We start from the raw sequence: 20,450 nt of genomic DNA on the forward strand, positions 1-20,450 counted from the left end.
CTTTAGTGCTTCGCTACTAATCTCACTTTAAGCCCAGTTAATTATCAAAGGTAATTCATTTAAGGAGGTGATTGATTTCGAACCGGAAAACTTGTAGTGAAATAGTGGGTAGCATTAAAAAAATATCTGATAAAAAGGAGAATGGAAAATGACAAAGTTTAATAGAGAAGAAATTTTAGAATTGTATAAGGATTTACGTGTAACGGATGTGCGAGATGGAATGGATTGGGTTGGCATGCATGGTTACGGAACAGTTCATCATAGCATCAAGCCTTTATTTAGAACAAAAGTAGTTGGTATTGCAAGAACTGCTCGTTATGTACCGTACGAAGGTCCGGTTCCTCGTGTTACTGGTGATGAATATACAGAATGGGTCAAGTGGTACTATAGTGAAGTGTGTAATGATCCATGGGGTGAAGATATAGTTGCTGGCGATTTCATTTGTATGGACATAGCTGGTACCGATGTTGGAATTTTGGGATCAAATAACACACTTGCTTTCAAAGCCAAAGGTGCTGTTGGTTACCTAACAAACGGCGGAGGTATCCGTGATACAGATGAAGTAATCATGCAGGGAATTCCGGTTTGGTCAAAATTTGTTTCACAAGGGATGGACCAGGCACGTATTCGTTTCTATGAAAAGGACACCGCTGTAGCAATCGGTGGGGTTGCAATTTATCCTAACGACGTCATTGTTGCTGATGGAGATGGAGTAGTTGTTGTGCCTAGTAAACTAGCGTACGATGTAGCTGTTTATGCTCACCAAGAACTACGTGGTGACAAAGATGGAAGAAGAAAACATTACGAAACTCTAGGCTGGGAGCTAGACGAAACGGTAAAATAATACTCTTTAGCATGTTTCATTCAACTGAGAAGGAGGGGAGAGAATGGCTACACAAAAAATAGGTTTCATTGGACTTGGGGCTATGGGATTTCCAATGGCCAGAAATTTAATCGAAAATGGATTTCATGTCAATATTGCAGTGCATAGGAATCGACATCCAGTTGATGTATTGCGTGATAAAGGTGCAATGGAATATCCAACAGTTGCTGAAATCATCTCTCATAGTGATGTAATAATTAGTATTTTGCCAACCGACAAAGAAATGCAGGCAGTCCTACTTTCAGATTCCGTGTTGGAACAACTTTCAGCCGATAAGATTTTGATCGAAATGACATCTGGCTCACCAGACATGATGAAAAAGGTAAATGAAACGTATCAAGCAAAAGGAACGAGGGTGTTAGATGCTCCTGTTAGTGGCGGTACAGCAGGAGCAGAACAAGGCACACTCACAGTCATGACAGGCGGTGAAAGTGGATTGTTAGATGAGGTGCGTCACGTCTTGGATGCGATGGCTAAAAACATCTATCTAGTTGGCCCAATTGGAGCTGGTAAAGCAATTAAAGCAATCAATCAGATGCTTGCTGGAATTCACATGATTGCATCTGCTGAGGCAGTTAGTCTGGCTAAAAAGTTGAATGTTGACATGGAGTCTGTTCGTGAAGTTATTGGCAATAGCTCTGGTGCGTCGTGGATGCTGATGAATAAACTTGATACGTTAATCGATGAAAACTATGAGCCTGGCTTTAAGTTAAAATTGATGCGCAAAGATGTACAAATCGCTGTTGACGAAGGAAACACCAACGTTTTACCATTAGGAGCATTGGCCTTGCAGTTATATAAGATGGCAGAGAAGACCGATGCAGAAATGGATTTTGCTGCAATCAGCAAATACATTTCTAATTAAACGATTGTTTATAGGAAAAGGGCTAGTTTTTGGTTGCATGATAAAATATTTTAAGCACTTACAACATGCGGGAAAGTATTTATTTTCTATAAGGGAGAGATAAAGGTGAAGAAAAGGCATCTTTTAGGTATCTTATTAACACTTGTACTTATGATTGTATCCGCTTGTAATTCGGGGGAAAGTGCATCTAGTGACGACCAAGGATCTGGCGACAGCAGTTCTACAGAAAATCAAACGGATTCAGGTAGTGGGGAGACTGGCAATAAAGACGCTGAGGAACAAGAGCAAGTCGAAATTCGTTTTACTTGGTGGGGAGATACCGGTCGTAACGAAATCTATAATGCTATTGTCGATCGCTTTGAAGAAGAAAACCCAAATATTACTGTTAAACGGGAATTCGGCGGATGGACTGATTATTGGGATAAGTTAACAACTCAAACTGCGGGTGGGAACGCACCTGACGTAGTCAGCATGCACCAATTTTATGTATCTGACTATGCCCGAAGAGGAGCATTGTTACCTTTAAATGATTTTATTGACTCCGGTATCATTGACACAAGCAATACACCAGATTCTGTCATTAATAGTGGAAAAATTGATGATGATGTCTTCATGATTGCTAAGGGGATTACAATGTCAGGGTATGTTTACAATACTGCTGTATTGGATGAGTTAGGTATTGATTATCCAGATTTAAACTGGACGTATGAAGATTTGGAGAAGCTGTCAAAGCAAGTTGTGGAAGCTTCTGGAGGAGAAATTTATGGCACATCTGACTATGCCGGAGGGCAATTACAGCCAAATTTCCGTTACTACTTACGTTCATTAGGCAAAGATTTGTTTACAGAGGATGGCCAACTTGGATTTGAAAGTGATGACTTAAATAGTTGGTGGGCGATGTGGGATAGTTTTAGACAGCAAGGCTTGATTCCTGATGCAGCTACGACGACTGAGTATGAAGGGGCCCCTCTTGAACAAAACATGTTTGTTACCGGAAAGACAGCATTTTCACAAATACCAGCAAACCAAATCACTCTTTATCAGAATCAGTTTGATGAAGGAGAAATCCAAATTGTTCGTATCCCAACTCCTGTTGGAGGAGATAGCGGTGAATTTATTGAAGGCGCTTACTTAAGCGTAACAGAATCATCAGAAAATCCTGAAGAAGCAGCTAAGTTTATTAACTTCTTCGTTAATACAGAAAAATCCTTGGAGTTATTTAAAGTAGAACAAGGTGCTCCTGGTAACACTAAGATGTCTGAATTTATTAAACCGTTACTAGAGGCACCACAAGTTAGAACGGTTGAATTTATTGAAAATACAGTTGAGTTAGCTAAACCAGCTCCATATTCTCCTACTGGTGTAACAGAATTGGAGCAAGTCTATAAAGACAATGCTTCAGCAATTGCTTTTGGACAAATGACTGTTGAGGAAGCGGTTGTAGACTTTATGGACCAGGCCGAAAGAATTTTAAAATAAGCAAAAAAATGGCCTAGGTAAATGGGGGATATGCTTCGATCTGTCCCCCAAACCATCTAATGATGATTACTGGAAGGAGGCAAAAGTGTGGAAGTGGTTAAGCGAATATGGAAGAGGAATTGGATCGGATATTTATTTCTGACACCGTGGTTAATTGGCCTTATTGGATTAACTGCAATCCCAATGATGACATCGCTCTATTTATCCTTTACAAGTTACGACATGTTTACGTCACCGGATTGGATTGGTGCGCAAAACTATCTGGAAATGTTTCAGGATCGAAAATGGATTGCGAGTGTTAAGGTTACAAGTATTTATGTTTTTCTTGGAGTTCCTCTGCAACTCAGCTTTGCGTTAGCGATCGCCCTATTACTTAATAAAGGGATAAAAGGATTAAAAGTCTATCGTGCAGTTTATTATGTGCCGTCTTTATTTGGGGGAAGTGTCGCGATTGCTATACTGTGGCGGCAAATTTTTGGTGGGGAAGGTTTAATTAATAATTTGCTAGCTTATTTAGGTTTGCAAGGAATGAATTGGATTTCATCACCAGATACCGCGTTGTATACGTTGATTGTGTTAACTATCTGGCAATTTGGGGCACCGATGGTCATCTTTCTTGCTGGACTTCAACAAATACCGGTCGATCTTTATGAAGCGGCTAGAATTGATGGAGCGGGAAGGTTCAAGCAATTTGTTCGAATCACACTTCCGATGCTTTCGCCCATCATACTGTTTAATCTAATAATGCAAATAATTAGTGCTTTTCAAGCGTTTACCCCTGCTTATATCGTAAGTGGAGGAACAGGTGGTCCACTAAACTCTACATTATTTTATACGCTATATCTTTACCAAAATGGCTTTACTCAGTTCCAAATGGGCTATGCATCAGCCATGGCATGGATATTGTTAGTCACGATTGGAATTGTTACTGCATTAGTTTTTGCTACATCTAAAAAATGGGTGTTTTACCAAGGATAGAGGTGAGAAAGGTGAAAACAGAGGTTGCTTCGATGGAAAAAGGAACAAAGCTATCAACAAATGTAAATAAAAAAAAGTCAACCATTCATATTTCAAAGATATTGAAGCATGCGTTCATCATTATGTTAGGTGTCGCGATGTTATATCCACTCATTTGGATGTTTAGTAGTTCATTCAAACCTGAAACTGAAATCTTTACGAGTCCATCTTTTTGGCCAGAAACATTTACGCTTGCTAATTATGTGGAGGGTTGGAAAGGGTTATCTGGTGTTAGCTTCGGTAAATTCTTTTATAACTCGTTTTTTCTAGTGTCGTTAGCCATTATTGGCAATGTGATGTCTTGTTCAATGGCAGCTTATGCATTTGCTAAGCTAGACTTTGCTTTTAAAAAGGTTTGGTTTGGACTTATGTTAATGACACTTATGCTTCCTTTTCATGTAACTGTCATACCACAATACATTATTTTTAATAATCTTGAAATGGTTAATACTTTTTGGCCACTGATTCTACCCAAATTCATGGCTGTTGAGGGATTCTTCATTTTTTTAATGGTTCAATTCATACGAGGCATCCCAAGAGAATTAGAAGAAGCTGCTGAGATTGATGGATGTGGAAAAATTAGGATGTATTGGAATCTTATATTACCATTGGCTCTCCCAGCTGTCATTACAACAATGATTTTCACCTTCATTTGGACGTGGAATGACTTCTTCGGGCAGTTGCTCTACTTAAGTGATATCAACAAGTACACCGTTGCACTGGGATTACGGATGTTCTTAGATGCAATGGGTCAAAATTCATGGGGAGCAATGTTTGCGATGTCGATTTTATCACTAGTACCTTTGTTTGCTATTTTTATCTTCTTCCAGAAATATTTAATCGAAGGAATTGCGACTGGAGGTTTAAAAGGATAATTATTTTAAAATTTAACCATTAAGTTATCAAATAATAACTAGACTATATAATTGCAAAGGATACAAATATTTGGTAACATTTCTAGAAAACGATTCCCAATTAGATAAAGGCTTAGTTCACCAGAGATGAAATTCTTTCTGTGAAATGTAAGGAATAAGAATAAATAACTTTTGTAAAATCCCGTCAATTTTTATAGAATAGCTAGTTTATCGATAAGTGATTTTTGGTTATCTTTTACAAAAAAGTAGAAATATGGTGGTGTAGATGAAAATAACAATCGGAGATGTAGCGCAAAAGGCGGGGGTTTCCAAGACAACAGTTTCGCGAATTATTAATGGTAATTATAATAATAATACAGAGGAAACAGTTCAAAAGGTTTTGGATACAATTAAAGAACTAGATTACAGACCAAATGCCTTAGCAAAGGGTTTAAAATCCTCAAGAACCAATGTCATAGGGATGGTCCTTTCTAATCTAAAAAATCCATTTTGGGCCAATGTATTAGAAGGTACCGAGGAAGCATGTCAGGAATTAGGCTTCAATTTAATGATATGTAACTCTGGTGAAGATCCTGAGTTGGAAGAACAATATATAAAGGAATTCCAGATGCGACAAGTAGATGGAATTGTGATTAATCCCACAGCGATTAACACGAAATTATATAATGATTTGGTCATGGAAGAATATCCGATGGTGTTTATTAATCGTAAAGTAGATGGAATTGAAACTCATAATGTGGTTGTTGACAATATTAAGGGTGCGTTTATGGCGGTTGACCACCTTTTGAAAAAAAATCGAAAAAACGTCGTATCAATTGCTTATAAGAACAAGTATGTAAGTACTTGGAGGGAGCGTTTGGAAGGATATCGAGCTGCAATGCTTGCCCACGGTTATTCTTCCAGCGAATTTAACATCCTAGAGATTGAAAGGGAAAAGGGGAATATCAAGGGTATTATTATAGACTTTTTGAAAAGTAATCCATCAATAGATGGTATTTTTTCTACGAATAACATGATAACCTTGGAGATTGTAGACGCCATTAAAGATCTAGAATTAAAAATCCCTGAGGATATTGCAATTGTTGGCTATGACGAAACAATTTGGGCAAAACACTTAGACCCACCATTGACAACGATTAAACAACCAGCAAAAGAGCTTGGAAAAGTTTCTGCTAAAATTTTAATTGAAACAATTCAAAACAATAATTTTGACAAGCCGCAGAAGATTATTTTACAGCCTGAACTAATTATTCGGAAATCTTGTGGTGCAACCAGTGCTTCTGTTGTTTGGGCGGTTAAGAAGTAGCGCTGTTTTATGGAATCGAAATTTAGTAGGAAGTGAAAATTTTTAAAAGTCGGGAGTTGGAAAATGAAACTTGCCATAGGAAGTGACCACTGTGGATATAAGATGAAGATTGAGTTAAACGAATTATTAGAAGAGTTAAGTAGTGAAATTACCGATTTTGGTTGTTTTTCTACTGATCCTGTTGATTTTCCGGATATAGCCAAGCTAGTTTGCTGTGAAGTTAAATCGGGTAGGAAGGATCGTGGTATCCTATTTTGTGGGACGGGAGTAGGAGCAGCTATTGCGTCAAATAAGATTCCTGGGATTCGCGCAGCTGTTTGCCATGATGTTCATTCGGCGCACCAAGCCGTAGAGCATGATGACGTTAATGTCATGTGTATTGGTGCTCAGATTGTTGGACCTTGGCTCGCAAAGGATTTAATCCATGCGTTTGTATCAGCAACGTTTAATACGGAGGAACATTTCAGACGAAGAGTGAGGAAGCTTGAGCTTTTGGAAAAAGAAGGGATGAAAGAGCTTGGCGATTGAAACTGAAATGGGCAGGGGGACAGTACAAGTTCCCTTGCTTATTTAGTTTGGAAACTAATATTTCATAATCGATTACCGGTTCTTATCTAATTATTAATCTATAAAAATATTAATCAAAGGAGAAAAAACCATGAAACATTTATTTAAGCTTATGGTAGTTGTGTTAGTTATGAGTCTTTCTTTTACAGGAACTGTATTTGCAAAAAGTGAGCAAGCGAAAAAATCATTAGTAGCCCTCGGGGATTCGATTCCTTTTGGGTATAATCTAGAAAATAACAATAATCGCACCTCGCGTGATGCGTATCCTTATCTTATTGGAGAAGAAGCTGATTTTCGTGTTCGTGACTTGGGCAAACCTGGTTGGACGACAGAACAATTGCTTGATGCAGTCACAACGGGTGATACATTTCGCGATGCACTAAAGCATGCAGACTATGTTACGATTAGTGTCGGAAGTAATGATTTGTTAGCCGTTTTGCGCAAGGTTGGTACAGTAGATGTAGCTACGCTGCAAAATGAGGTTGAGAATGCTACACAAAATATAGTAACAAACATCATCGCAACAATCGGTGAAATTCGTAAGTTAACCGATGCGCCGCTCGTAGTTTATAATATATATAATCCGTTCGGGGAAGGCGATGCCTTGAATAGTTATGCACCGGTATTGCTAGATAATGAACAAGGTGTTAATGCTGCATTTGCATCATTACCGATCATGTTAGGGAAATTCGGAGTGAGTGGGGTTACTATTGCTGATGCAAACACAGCATTTACGGATTCTGGTGAGTACGTCATTAAAGGGGATATCCACCCAACAGTTGACGGACAAGAACTGCTTGCTCAAATAGGATTATACGCTTTCGGGTTTTAATAGTTAATGGAAAAAACACAAACGCATTGCAAGAGGGTGGCCTTTTGAGTCGATATAGCTATGTTTAATTGGATGCTCCAGGGGGGTTCAATTGCTGGACAAGAAGCAAAAAGAAGCAGGAGAATCGTCCCCCCTTGTGTCCTTAAAGGAGGAAGTGGAATTGTGTAAGAAGGTTTTGGATGAGTTGAAAAATATTATATTAGATGTGTTGGATGAAGAACGAGTGCGGATCTATCTCTTCGGTTCCTGGGCTAGACATGAAGAAAAACAAAGTTCGGATATTGATATTGCAATTGAGCCAATTTCACTGCTTCCCACATCTAAATGGACAGATTTGATTGATCGAGTGGAAGAATCTACTATTCCATATAGAGTAGAATTTGTTAATTTGAGTGATGCAAGTGATGAATTGAAAATTAATGTGGAAAGGGAGGGTGTGTTATGGAAAGATTACAACAAAGGATAATCTCTGCTGAAAAAGCATTACGTTCGTTTCATGAACTTGTTATCATAGAGGGCCCAAGCAGTGTGGAACGAGACGCATCCATTCAACGTTTTGAATTCTCATTCGAAGCATGTTGGAAAGCGGCTAAGCAGTACTTATATGACCTAGAGGGGATTGATGTGGCGTCACCTAGGGTTAGAAATGGTGAATGATCGGAATCTCACGGTCCATACTTATAATGAAGAGCTTGCGATTAAAATTCACTCAAAGCTAAAGCGGTATTAAGCGTTATTAACATCTATTATTGAACGGATAAAGGACAGAGTAAGGGATTATCAGTAAGGAACAAGTGGACAGATACATGGAATCAAACTAGAATATTAAAAGGTAGGGTCTTTCGCCTTAACTAACCGCACATGCTTGGCTCTTCACCTAGTCAGATTATATTCTTTTGTGGGATGATGAACCTCTCCTCTAGTCCCGCTTTCCTTCGCTTATCAACGAAAAAGAAGCAGGAGAACCTTTCCCCCTGCTCCGATCATGTTTCTACTTCTTGCGGATTTTATGGATTTCGTCGGCAACGAATTGGACTTGTGTACCAACGATTACTTGGATATTTTTTGAATTAATGACGTTTATGCCTGGAACGCCGGTCGCTTTGATTCGATCTTGATCAACGGCGTCCATATTTTTAACTTCAAGGCGGAGGCGAGTAACACAGTTATCAACGGTTACTACGTTTTCATCGCCGCCAAGCCCAACGTAAATTTCTGAAGCCATCGTAGCAATCCTGTCTTTACCAGCTATTACCGCTTCATCTGCTGCACTATCTTCCTCGTCTTCGCGACCAGGTGTCTTGATGTTGAATTTAGTGATTAAGAAACGGAAAACAAAGTAATAAATAACTGCAAAAACGAGCCCTTGGATGATCAGCATGTAAGGCATGTTAGCAAGTGGTAACCGCGAGCTTAGAACAAAGTCAACAAAACCAGCGCTAAAGCCAAATCCAGCTGTCCAGTTAAACAGGGATGCAATCATTAGCGAAAGACCAGTCAAAGCAGCGTGCACAACATAAAGGCCTGGTGCTACGAACATGAATGCAAATTCTATTGGCTCGGTAACACCTGTGAAAAAGGCGGCGAACCCTGCAGCTAACATCAGTGAAGCGACTTGTTTTTTCTTCTTTGTTTTTGCGGTATGGTACATCGCTAAACCAGCGGCTGGAAGGCCAAACATCATAATTGGGAAAAATCCTGCTTGGTACATACCAGTTACCCCTTTTTCCCCTTCTCCAGACCAGAAGTTACCAATATCATTAATACCAGCAACATCAAACCAGAATACTGAATTCAATGCGTGGTGTAAACCAGTTGGAATCAATAGTCTGTTAAAGAAACCGTATAAACCAGCGCCAACTGCCCCTAAATTTGCAATTGACGTACCAAAGGAAACTAATCCGGTATAGACGACAGGCCAGATGAAAAATAAAACGACAGAAGTAATAATCATCGAAACGGCTGTCATAATTGGAACGAGTCGCTTGCCACTAAAGAAGGCAAGGGCATCTGGTAATTTCACATGGCTAAACCGATTGTACATATTAGCAGCAATAATACCTGAAATAATACCAACAAACGCATTTTCGATTTTGCCGAAAGCAGGGTTCACAGCTTCCGCGTCAATGCCTTGTAGCATTGCAACAGAACCAGGTGATAGTAGAGTCGTTGTAACAAGGTAGGCGACTAGACCACTTAATGCGGCCGACCCATCTCTATCTTTAGACATGCCGAGCGCAACGCCGACAGCAAAAAGGATTGGAATGTTGTCGATGATCGAAGCGCCGGCTTTAATTAAGAAAGCGGCAACTGCACTATCAGAACCCCAACCAGAAGGGTCAATCCAGTAACCAATCCCCATTAAAATTGCAGCAGCTGGTAATACGGCAACTGGTAGCATGAGCGAGCGGCCAAGTTTTTGCAAGTAATTCATCAATTTAAACAACCTCCTATTAATCTTTTAAAAAATAAATGCCCATGCAGGACAATGCTATCTTGTCCCATTTGTTACCTGTTCGTGTCCATCACCACCTTTTTTGGAAGCGGGAGGACCGTCCTCCTGCTCCTGTCTATACCAATAGTATATCTATGTTTGGTTAAAAAGAAAATGCTTTCATCGTTGAAATTTGAAGTTTTTTTAAATTAAAAAATCCAAGATCTGTCTGGCTCCGACGCCTAGCCCCTCAGGGTCATAAGTCTATCAAGGCGCTTCCGCTTTTCTTAAAATTTAAAAAGATCCAAGAGCTGTTCTAGTTCCGGACGCCTACCCCTGACAAGCTTTTCTAGGAGTAAACCAGTTAGATTTCAAATGTCTAGACAACTATATCAATGGATGCTATCCTATTGATAAATACGTAAATAAGTGTGGTGTGGGAACAGTGATCATTAACAATGCTACGATTTATACAGAAGCGGGAGTGCTTTTAAAGGGCTTTATTAAAATCAACAATGGGAAAATAACCGATGTTGGCGCAGGTGAGGAAATCGCTAATCAGACAGAAGTTGGAAACGGGCATCCGAGTCAGGAAGTGATCGATTTACCGGCCGGATATAAAATGGTTCCAGGTATGATTGATGTCCATATTCACGGAGCAAATGGTGCGGATACAATGGATGCAACACCAGAGGCGCTTGCAACAATTGCTGCTGCATTACCTCGTGAAGGAACGACAAGCTTTCTTGCTACAACGATTACGCAAGAAGTGGCAGCAATTGAAACGGCGCTGCAAACTGCGGGCAATTTTATTACTAACCAAGCTTCATCTGGGGCTGCTGAAGTTATCGGGATCCATCTCGAAGGTCCGTTTATCAATGAAAAAAGGGCTGGAGCACAGCCGCTTGCGCATATTATTGATCCAAATGTAGCACTTTTTCAAAAATGGCAGGAAATTGCTCGTAATCAGATTAAAATGGTAACACTTGCTCCTGAACAACCAGGTGGGATCGAGCTAACGCGGTATTTAAAAGAAACGGGTGTGGTTGCATCGATTGGACACTCCGATGCAACGCTTGCACAAGTCGACGATGCGATTGCACAAGGACTGACGCACGTCACCCATCTTTATAACCAAATGCGGGAATTTCATCACCGCGAACCTGGTGTCGTTGGTGCTGCACTGCTCCGTGATGACTTAGTGGTAGAGATTATCGCTGATGGTGTTCACTCACGGCGAGAATCGGTTCAGCTAGCTTTTCGGCAGAAGACGGCCGACCGACTGCAACTAATTACCGATGCGATGCGGGCGAAGTGTTTGAAAAATGGAACGTATGATTTAGGTGGTCAAGAAGTGACGGTAAAAGGGAATAAAGCGTATTTACCGGATGGGACGCTTGCTGGAAGTGTATTGGAAATGGGTCATGCTTTTCGAAATATGATAAAGTTTAGCGGCTGTCAGGTAGAAGATGCGATTAAAATGTCATCGACTAACGCGGCCAAAGAACTAGGGATTTTTGACCGAAAAGGAAGCATAGCTGTTGGCAAGGATGCAGATCTCGTCATTTTAGATGAGGACAATGACGTTTACATGACATTTTGTCGAGGGAAGCTTGCCTATAAGAGAGGAGACTAACGGTATGAAACTGATCAGTGCAAAGAACTATTCCGATATGAGTCAGGTCGCTGCGTCGTTTTTACTTGGAAAAATAAAAAATACCGACCGGTTGACACTAGGACTTGCGACAGGTGGTACGCCAATCCAAACGTATAACTTTTTGATAAAGGATCATAAGGAAAACAATACGTCGTATCAACATGTGACGACATTTAATCTTGATGAGTACGTTGGGGTAGCGACTAATGATCCGCGTAGCTATCATCATTACATGGATGACATGTTGTTTACTTCGATTGACATTCCAAAAACACAGACACATATTCCGGATGGAGTAGCGGGAAATCTTGAAGCGGAATGTGATCGATATGAGCAAAAAATAGCGGCAAGTGGTGGAATTGACGTCCAGCTGCTCGGGTTAGGTAGCAATGGGCATATTGGTTTTAACGAACCAGGGACAGCGTTTGATACGAAAACCCATGTTGTTGATTTAACCGAGGCAACTAGGAAGGCGAATGCGCGCTTTTTTGACCATATCGACGAGGTACCGAAACAAGCAATTACAATGGGGATTGCGACGATTATGCGGAGTAAAGAAATTCTTTTGTTAGTGTCGGGTGAGCGAAAAAGTAACGCATTAGCACAATTACTCGAGGGAAAGGTGGACCCTGCATTTCCTGCGTCTATCCTTCGTGAGCATCCTAATGTTAGCATTATTGCAGATCATGACGCATTAGGCGATATCAACGTGCCCGTCCGTAAAGGAGAAATTGAGGATGATTGACAAAAACTCACCCGTACCAATCTATCATCAACTAGAAGAAGGGATTAAACAGCTAATTGAATCGGGGCAACTTAAGCCTGGTGATGGACTACCATCTGAGCGAGAATATGCAGACGAATATGCGATAAGCCGGATGACGGTTAGACAAGCAATTATTAATCTTGTCAACGACCGTTACTTGTATCGTGTTAAAGGAAAAGGTACGTTTGTTACGGAGCAAAAGTTTGAGCAAAATCTTAAAGGACTGACGAGCTTTACTGAGGATATGAAGGCTCGCGGCATGAAAGCTAGTAGTAAGCTATTGAACTTTGAAATTATTCCGGCCAACCTGAAGCTTGCAAAGCAGTTGAATATAAAGGAGCATGGCCCGGTTTATGAAATCAAGCGGATTCGTTTGGCGGAAGAGATTCCAATGGCGCTTGAGCGGACGTATATTTCAGCCAATTTAGTTCAAGGGTTAACGAAGACGATCGTTCAGGATTCTCTTTACAAATATGCCGAGGAAAACTTACAGCTGAAAATTGCTGGAGGGCAGCAAATAATTGAAGCAACAATTGCAAACAAAGAGGAAGTGAGGTTGCTTGAAGTTCCAGAAAATTCGCCAGTGATGATTATGCAGCGTACCTCGAGACTTGCGGATAATCGAGTGTTTGAAGTCGTAAAATCAACCTATCGTGCAGACCGGTACAAATTCATGATTGACTTAAAACGGGGCTAGGAGTGGTGACAGGTGGCAAATGTAACAGAATCGTTGAACGAAAACAGTTTAACCATTGATGAAATGAACTCGCTTGAAATCGTCACGTTAATGCACAAAGAAGACGGAGTGATCAACGAAGCGGTGCAAAAAGCACTTCCAGATGTCGCCAAAGCAATCGACTTGGTCGTCGAAAAATGGCGAGGAGTTGGTCGGGTATTCGTCGTTGGAGCTGGGACGAGTGGCCGACTTGGTGTACTTGATGCTGCGGAACTCGGGCCTACTTTTTCAGTGGAGGATGGCCGCTGGGTCGGCTTTGTTGCAGGTGGAAAGGATGCGATGTGGTCACCACTTGAGCAGCATGAGGACGATGAGAAGGTTATCCTTACAGAGCTCAAAGGTTATGATTTCGGAGCGAATGATGTAGTGATTGCTGTTAGTGCAAGTGGCTCAACACCGTACTCTGTTGCGGCTTTATCCTATGCAAATGAAATCGGGGCCTCAACTATTTCAATCAGCTGTAATCATGCGACTATTTCAACGTCAATGAGTGATTGTGGAATTGAAGTTGTTGTTGGCCCAGAGGTCATTCGTGGTTCAACAAGGTTGAAAGCCGGTACTGCACAAAAAATCGTGTTAAATATGATCTCAACCGGTACAATGATTCGCTTAGGAAAAGTGTACGGCAACGAAATGGTCGATGTGCAATTAATCAACAAAAAGCTAGCCTGGCGGGCGGAACAGACGCTTATCGATGTGACAGGTATAGCGGAAGTCGAAGCGAAAGAATTAATGGAGCGGACGAATAACAATTTGAAGGTAGCTATTTTTATCGCATTGACTGGCGCTGACATGACGCAGGCTGAAGCCTTTTTGCTGGAAAAAGAAGGTCATTTGAAGGCAGCAATCAAGGCATATCAGGGAAGGTAAGAAAGTTTAAAAAACCGAAGAGCTGTCTTGAGGTCTTAATCGGAAAATTTTTGTGGCAAAGAGCGACACATAGATTTTTTGCTTAACTAGCAAACATCCACTACAAGACTTCTCTTTATGCTAAAATAGATGTAATATCCTTTTAAATAAAGAGGTGATGACTGTGGAGCGCTTTCTATTTAAGTTTGACCGAGAGCTACTAGATTTACATGCATTGGAATTGGACGAGACGCTCGTTCAGTTTTTTAAAACAATAGATATAGATACTTCAGGCCAATTTGAGATGGTCAATCATCAAGGTTTATCTCGTAAATTTACAATTAACTGGGAAGAAAAGTTGTTAAATAGTCGAGGAATGAAAGGTTTTTTCTCACCGTACCAGGGTGATTACCTGCTCATTGGGCAAACCGAAGATGGTAGAATTGAAGTTTCTCCCCCACAAGCTACCGAAGCAACTACAAGGAAAGCTAGTAAGCGTGATAATCGGTATGAAACGGTTATAGACGGAATGAAGATGTTTCGACGTGATTCTGAAGATTGGTTTCAACTCTATCAGATTGCGCAGCAGTTTCAAATGAACACGAATGCGGACAAGCTAATCTGTCTTCCTTATATCCGCGAAGCACAAACCTTTCAATACCAAGTAAATACAGTAAAAGCAATTTTAAACAGGTATAAGGGTAGGGTTATGCTTTCTGACGAAGTTGGGCTTGGGAAAACGGTTGAAGCAGGTATGGCAATGCTTGAATACATCATGCGTGGACTCGTGAAAAAGGTGCTTATTCTTACGCCACCTTCCCTTGTTCAACAATGGGAAAATGAAATGAAACGGAAATTCAACCAGGATTTTATCAAGACGGATGATTCTGCCTTTAAATCGATGGGAGATGATGCGTGGGCCCACTACCCGAAAGTAATTGCCTCCCTTTCAACTGCAAAAAGGAAGCAACACCGCGAAGCAATTTTTAACCAGCATTATGATTTAGTTATTGTTGATGAGGCGCACCATTTGCGTAATCGAAAAACACAAGCATGGAAATTCATCAATGGAATTAACAAAAAATATATATTCCTATTGACTGCAACACCTGTCCAAAACCATTTGGAGGAACTTTATAACCTAATCACGCTCTTAAAGCCAGGCCAGTTAAAAACATACAGCTACTTTAAGAAAAATTTCATGGAAAGCAAGGATGGTATCGAGGTTAAAAATACCGATAAACTAAAGGGCCTCGTTAGAGACGTAATGATTCGCAACAAAAGAAGTAACGTTGATGTCGAGTTCACGAAACGGAAAGCTTTTACTACAGCTGTTGAGCTACCACCTGAACAACAAAAGTTATATGAAGACATTAGCGCATTTATTCGTAACAAGTATCGAGAAGAAAAGCCATCAATCAGTCGTTTCCAGTTAAAAAATTTGCAAGAACAAATGGGTAGCACCTATACATCGATGCTTCAAACGCTTGAAAGACTTGCTAGTAATCCGGAGCTTTCTACCTTTGACCAAAAAGCTTTACACCGCTTTTCAGAAAGGGCAAAAAGTGTTGTAGAAAGTGAAGGACAACATAATCCAAAGGTGAATAAGCTCATTTCTATTTTGAAAAAATTTGATGGAAAAATGCTCATTTTTACTAAATATAAGTCAACCCAACAGTTTCTAGCAAATTTGTTGAGAGACGAAGGTTTCCGAGTGGCAGAGTTTCACGGTGGATTAAAGCGAAAAGAAAAAGAAGAGCAGATTGCTTATTTTAAAGGGGATGCAGATGTACTTGTCAGCACAGAAGTTGGAGGCGAAGGGCGAAATCTCCAATTTTGTCATGGAATGATTAACTTTGACCTGCCGTGGAACCCAATGGCAATTGAGCAGCGGATCGGCCGTATCCACAGAATAGGTCAGACGAATGATGTGTTTGTTTATAATTTAGTTGCTAAAGATACGATAGAATACTACATTCTTGACTTGCTAGACCGAAAGATTAATATGTTTGAGCTCGTCGTTGGTGAAGTAGACGCTATCCTTGGTGATATGGAAAATGATGAGGAGGATTTTGCTGAACTAATGATGAAAGCGTGGGCCCAGGCAAACGATAAAGAAGACGTTCAACGAGAATTGGAAGAAATCGGTGATAAACTGTTTGAAAATAAACAAAAACTAATCAAGCAAAAAGAATTAGATGATAAGCTGTTTTAAACATTATGGTGCGAGGGGTGGGTATCGATGCAGCTTCAAAGCTTTGTGACAAAAATAATAGAAGGAATTGGGGGTGTAGTTGATCCGGTCGAATATGCCCTCTGTCAAGTGCTAATTCCCGAAGAATACAAAGGTTTTTTTCAAAACAAAACGGAGCTTGAATTAGCCTTTGATTTCGAAGTTGCACAGGAAAATCCACAATCAGAATTTGTAACATTTGGAAGCTTTATATTGGAACAAGTGTTATACCTTGCTAATCAACAAGCGGTAAGTACGGTAAGATTTGCTGAGGTAGAAAGACATACGCTTGCACATCCAGTCAAGAAGATGACCGATTCTTTAGATATAAATGGAAAGATTGCTATTCTTGATGAGAGGCATGTGATGGGCGCATGGGCTGTCTTTCAGTTTCATACGGCGTTTATCTCGGATGAAAAAGAAGAAGATGTTATTCAGGTTTGGGTCAACTTAATCACTGGGGATATTTCAGAAACGATGAAGGATGCACAAATGAACATCATGTATCAAACCGAGCCACTGTACAATTATCCAATGCCGGTAGATTTACATTTTGATAAGGCATATGAACTTGCCTTTGCTCATGTGGAGGCAATCGCTAATGAGCAACAACTAATACGGAAGCAAGATCCGCAACTACAACAAGACATTGATCGAATCGAGTCCTATTACATGGAACTAGGTCGAGAGAACAATAAAAAAGCATCAAGAAAAGGATTAAGTGAGGATAAAAAGCGCGAGATCATGTCAAAAACAGAAGCAATCCTTATCGAAAAGGATAAACAAGTGGAGGAAATTAAGAAAAAGTATCACGGTCATACTGAAATTGAACTTGACCATGGGATTGTATATGTCGTTCCATTATTACAATATTTGATTGAAGTTACGTTCCGGTCTGAGCGAAAACAGCATGTGCTTTATTATAATCCGATTACAATGCAATTTGATTGGGGGCAGAAGCCTGTCATGGCCGGCAGTGCAACGTAACTATTTGTTCAAGGATAAGAAAGCATAAAAAGATTCGAGAGCTTGTCTACTCCGCTTCCTAGCCTCTCGGGATAAATTGAGTCCGAATCGATGCTGAATTCGGACAGAAAAGAGTGAATCTTGGTAGGTTGAGTCCGAATCGAGGCTGAATTCGGACAGAAAAGAGTGAATCTTGGTAAATTGAGTCCGAATCGAGGCTGAATTCGGCCAGAAAAGCGCAAATCTGAGTAAATTGAGTCCGAATCGAGGCTGAATTCGGACAGAAAAGCGCAAATCAGAGTAGATTGAGTCCGAATCGAGGCTGAATTCGGACAGAAAAGCGCGAATCAGAGTAGATTGAGTCCGAATCGAGGCTGAATTCGGACAGAAAAGCGCGAATCTGGGTAAATCGAGTCCGAATCGAGGCTGAATTCGGACAGAAAAGCGCAAATCAGAGTAGATTGAGTCCGAATCGAGGCTGAATTCGGACAGAAAAGAGCGAATCTGAGTAAATCGAGTCCGAATCGAGGCTGAATTCGGACAGAAAAGCGCAAATCAGAGTAGATTGAGTCCGAATCGAGGCTGAATTCGGACAGAAAAGCGCGAATCTTGGTAGATTGAGTCCGAATCGAGGCTGAATTCGGCCAGAAAAGCGCGAATTCCCGCTTCTCCAGCCATTACGAGGCTTGACTTAAACTTGCCCTAGAGTGGGCACTAAGGAACACTTCTAAGAATAGACATCGCAGAAACAAGTTGTTTTCTTGTTTCGAAGGCGCGACTTGCGCTTTTCTTAAGTGTACTCGGGTCCGATTTCCGTTTAAATCATGAAGGATATGTAGGTGGAAAAATAACACTAAAGGTGGCTGACAACTTGGGATTATGTGATGTATGCAATAAGAATGAAGTGAAAATTACGATGGCCCACACGGATGGGGATGAACGCTTATGTCTTCACTGCTACAACGAGCAAATGGTTGATATGTTAGGCGTTGAATTAGAATCTCACTTAGAGTCCTTTTCTGTTAACGATGATACTGGTGTTCGAAGGAATTTCGTTGTTTCACAAAAACTTGATCCTATCGGTATTTTTATTGAAGCTAAAGAAACGATTGAATATGGTTATCGGTTTGTGGTGCACGGTGAGGTAGACTGTAATCAATCAGAGTTGTTTCAGCAACTAATCGATAAAGTTAATCATGGTGTAGCAAAATCTTATTTAACTACGTCTAGTTCTCCGAGTGGATTTGAGAGTGAATCGATTATTGATGATGATGTGGTAGGAAGATTAGAGTACGATGGTCCTGACCGTGGTCCGTTGGTGATTATTGATGGGAAGCCATACACTTGGGAGCAATTAGGCGATATGGTCATGTCCTTCGAAGGCTTTCAGTTTAAATTAAAGATGTTTGACCCAACAGATGATGTCGAGTGACTTATGTGATAGTTGCTTTTCTTACGATTAAATGGCTTGGATTTTGTCATTTCACCCCTAGTAATTTATAAAATTATCGGACAAATTCCTTCTGATTTTGTTATTTTGATAATTTGTGAGGGTGATTTTGCTGTGATAATATGATGGTAACTGATGTGAGGGGGTGTAGTATAATGGAAGAAATTCTTCATCAGATTTTAAGTGAGATTATGTCTGTAAAACAGAGTCAATCTGGATTCGGGCAAAGGTTAGATGAAGTATCAAGTAAACAAACAGAATTTGTGGAGAAACAAGTAGTATTTGAAGGCAAATTAGAGGAAATGTCAAGACAACAATCAGAATTTGTACAAAAGCAGGAAGCTATATCCAAAGGCCTGGCGGAATTTGCGGAGAAACAAGTAGTATTTGAAGGAAAGTTAGAGGAAATGTCAAGACAACAATCAGAATTTGCACAAAAGCAAGAAATTATGTCCAAAGGCCAAGCGGAATTTGTGGAGAAACAAGTAGTATTTGAAGGCAAGTTAGAGGAAATGTCAAGACAGCAATCAGAATTTGCACAAAAGCAAGAAGTTATGTCCAAAGGCCAAGCGGAATTTGCGGAGAAACAAGTAGTATTTGAAGGAAAGTTAGAGGAAGTATCAAGTAAACAAACAGAGTTTGCGGAGAAACAAGTAGTATTTGAAGGAAAGTTAGAGGAAATGTCAAGACAACAATCAGAATTTGCACAAAAGCAAGAAGTAATGTCCAAAGGCCAATCGGAATTTGCGGAGAAGCAAGTAGTATTTGAAGGCAAGTTAGAGGAAGTATCGAAAGGTCTTGGGCAAAGACTGGATGATATGTTGGAAAAACAAGACCTTCTTGCTAGGAAGCAGGAAGAACATAGAAAAGAGACAGCCTTCCAAGCAAATCAGTTACAAATTGATATTTCTAATTTCAGATCGGAAATGAGCAGTCGTTTTGGTCGTCTTGAGAATATAGTAGAAATAAACCAAGCTGCAATTGGACTTTTAGATTCACGGATACAACAAGAGGGGAGCAATGAGTGAAATTTGACTATTTCATCTATTAATACTTCCCTCCTACAAACACCCCAAGTAAAACTACCGAAAGATTCCAAAGGCTACTACTTTGCATGTCGGTAACAGCTAAGCAAAAGATCCTGGCCCCAAACTTCAACATTTACAAATTATTTACACTTGCTTAACTCTGGCTTAACCTTCCTAAGTTACTATGTAGTAGAAGCAAAGTAAGACATGCTTTATTACATTAGATTAACATTAGGGGGATTTGAACATGCTTAAGAATGGGAAATTTTCATTATTAGCTGTATTACTTTTTTTACTGATCGGGTTACTTGCTGCATGTGGTTCAGGTGGAGAAGCGAAGGCATCAACAGATAATTCCGATAAGACGGAAACAGAACCGGCGGAAACAGAAGAATTGACTGGCTCTGTCATCATTTCTGGTTCAAGTGCGATGCAACCATTAGTTGCAGCTGCAGCGGAAGAATTCATGAACCAAAATCCTGGTACAGACATTCAAGTGAATGCAGG

General features: G+C 40.3%; 19 protein-coding genes and 1 pseudogene. 19 read left to right on the forward strand and 1 reads right to left on the reverse strand.

From position 1 onward, the window contains the following. Positions 1–148 precede the first annotated feature (148 nt). The 10 genes from NC799_RS17005 (at position 149) to NC799_RS17050 (ending at position 8,481) form a co-directional block, all read left to right on the forward strand. Positions 149–844, forward strand: coding sequence for an RraA family protein (locus tag NC799_RS17005; protein WP_272447626.1), 696 nt, complete (start codon positions 149–151; stop codon positions 842–844). Between the two features lie 43 nt (positions 845–887). Continuing rightward, complete coding sequence (locus tag NC799_RS17010; RefSeq protein ID WP_272447627.1) at positions 888–1,748, forward strand: NAD(P)-dependent oxidoreductase; 861 nt, start codon at positions 888–890, stop codon at positions 1,746–1,748. 105 nt (positions 1,749–1,853) lie between these two features. After that, positions 1,854–3,227, forward strand: coding sequence for an ABC transporter substrate-binding protein (locus NC799_RS17015; protein WP_272447628.1), 1,374 nt, complete (start codon positions 1,854–1,856; stop codon positions 3,225–3,227). An 87-nt stretch (positions 3,228–3,314) separates the two neighbouring features. Then, on the forward strand, positions 3,315–4,205 hold the full coding sequence (locus tag NC799_RS17020) for a carbohydrate ABC transporter permease (protein WP_272447629.1): 891 nt from the start codon (positions 3,315–3,317) through the stop codon (positions 4,203–4,205). A 122-nt stretch (positions 4,206–4,327) separates the two neighbouring features. Next, positions 4,328–5,119 carry a carbohydrate ABC transporter permease gene (locus NC799_RS17025; RefSeq protein WP_272447644.1) on the forward strand — a complete coding sequence of 264 codons (792 nt, stop codon included), beginning with the start codon at positions 4,328–4,330 and terminating at the stop codon, positions 5,117–5,119. A 265-nt stretch (positions 5,120–5,384) separates the two neighbouring features. Further along, a complete protein-coding gene (locus NC799_RS17030) occupies positions 5,385–6,425 on the forward strand; it encodes a LacI family DNA-binding transcriptional regulator (protein WP_272447630.1) in 1,041 nt (346 codons plus the stop codon). Positions 6,426–6,488: 63 nt separating this feature from the next. Beyond that, positions 6,489–6,953, forward strand: a complete 465-nt coding sequence (gene rpiB, locus NC799_RS17035; RefSeq protein WP_272447631.1) for a ribose 5-phosphate isomerase B — start codon at positions 6,489–6,491, stop codon at positions 6,951–6,953. A 130-nt stretch (positions 6,954–7,083) separates the two neighbouring features. Continuing rightward, the gene (locus NC799_RS17040; protein ID WP_272447632.1) at positions 7,084–7,824 is read left to right on the forward strand and encodes a GDSL-type esterase/lipase family protein; all 741 of its coding nucleotides are present in this window, start codon (positions 7,084–7,086) and stop codon (positions 7,822–7,824) included. Positions 7,825–7,984: 160 nt separating this feature from the next. Continuing rightward, positions 7,985–8,290, forward strand: coding sequence for a nucleotidyltransferase family protein (locus NC799_RS17045; protein WP_272447633.1), 306 nt, complete (start codon positions 7,985–7,987; stop codon positions 8,288–8,290). Next, a complete protein-coding gene (locus NC799_RS17050) occupies positions 8,266–8,481 on the forward strand; it encodes a nucleotidyltransferase substrate binding protein (RefSeq protein ID WP_272447634.1) in 216 nt (71 codons plus the stop codon). The genes NC799_RS17045 and NC799_RS17050 overlap by 25 nt, the downstream gene beginning before the upstream one ends. Positions 8,482–8,815: 334 nt before the next feature. Here the strand turns inward: NC799_RS17050 and nagE are convergent, their stop codons facing one another. Next, a complete protein-coding gene (gene nagE / locus NC799_RS17055; protein ID WP_272447635.1) occupies positions 8,816–10,261 on the reverse strand; it encodes an N-acetylglucosamine-specific PTS transporter subunit IIBC in 1,446 nt (481 codons plus the stop codon). Positions 10,262–10,694: 433 nt separating this feature from the next. Between nagE and nagA the strand changes: the two genes are divergently transcribed. The 9 genes and pseudogenes from nagA to NC799_RS17100 all read left to right on the forward strand — a co-directional run. After that, complete coding sequence (nagA, locus tag NC799_RS17060; RefSeq protein WP_272447636.1) at positions 10,695–11,894, forward strand: N-acetylglucosamine-6-phosphate deacetylase; 1,200 nt, start codon at positions 10,695–10,697, stop codon at positions 11,892–11,894. Between the two features lie 4 nt (positions 11,895–11,898). Further along, the gene (gene nagB / locus NC799_RS17065; protein WP_272447637.1) at positions 11,899–12,660 is read left to right on the forward strand and encodes a glucosamine-6-phosphate deaminase; all 762 of its coding nucleotides are present in this window, start codon (positions 11,899–11,901) and stop codon (positions 12,658–12,660) included. Beyond that, on the forward strand, positions 12,653–13,378 hold the full coding sequence (locus NC799_RS17070) for a GntR family transcriptional regulator (RefSeq protein WP_272447638.1): 726 nt from the start codon (positions 12,653–12,655) through the stop codon (positions 13,376–13,378). The genes nagB and NC799_RS17070 overlap by 8 nt, the downstream gene beginning before the upstream one ends. Positions 13,379–13,390: 12 nt before the next feature. Then, positions 13,391–14,287: an N-acetylmuramic acid 6-phosphate etherase gene (murQ, locus tag NC799_RS17075; protein WP_272447639.1), complete on the forward strand. Its 897-nt coding sequence runs from the start codon at positions 13,391–13,393 to the stop codon at positions 14,285–14,287. Between the two features lie 157 nt (positions 14,288–14,444). Beyond that, entirely contained in the window at positions 14,445–16,481 is a 2,037-nt protein-coding gene (locus NC799_RS17080; RefSeq protein ID WP_272447640.1) for a DEAD/DEAH box helicase, read from the forward strand. Between the two features lie 27 nt (positions 16,482–16,508). Then, the gene (locus tag NC799_RS17085) at positions 16,509–17,486 is read left to right on the forward strand and encodes a hypothetical protein (RefSeq protein ID WP_272447641.1); all 978 of its coding nucleotides are present in this window, start codon (positions 16,509–16,511) and stop codon (positions 17,484–17,486) included. 850 nt (positions 17,487–18,336) lie between these two features. Next, complete coding sequence (locus NC799_RS17090) at positions 18,337–18,897, forward strand: DUF7713 domain-containing protein (RefSeq protein WP_272447642.1); 561 nt, start codon at positions 18,337–18,339, stop codon at positions 18,895–18,897. 173 nt (positions 18,898–19,070) lie between these two features. Beyond that, entirely contained in the window at positions 19,071–19,943 is an 873-nt protein-coding gene (locus tag NC799_RS17095; RefSeq protein ID WP_272447643.1) for a hypothetical protein, read from the forward strand. Positions 19,944–20,190: 247 nt separating this feature from the next. Then, positions 20,191–20,450 (forward strand): annotated as a pseudogene (locus NC799_RS17100) (phosphate-binding protein); the annotation flags it as partial.

Origin of the sequence: Aquibacillus salsiterrae, from assembly GCF_028416595.1 — a bacterium.
Lineage (GTDB): Bacteria > Bacillota > Bacilli > Bacillales > Amphibacillaceae > Aquibacillus_A > Aquibacillus_A salsiterrae.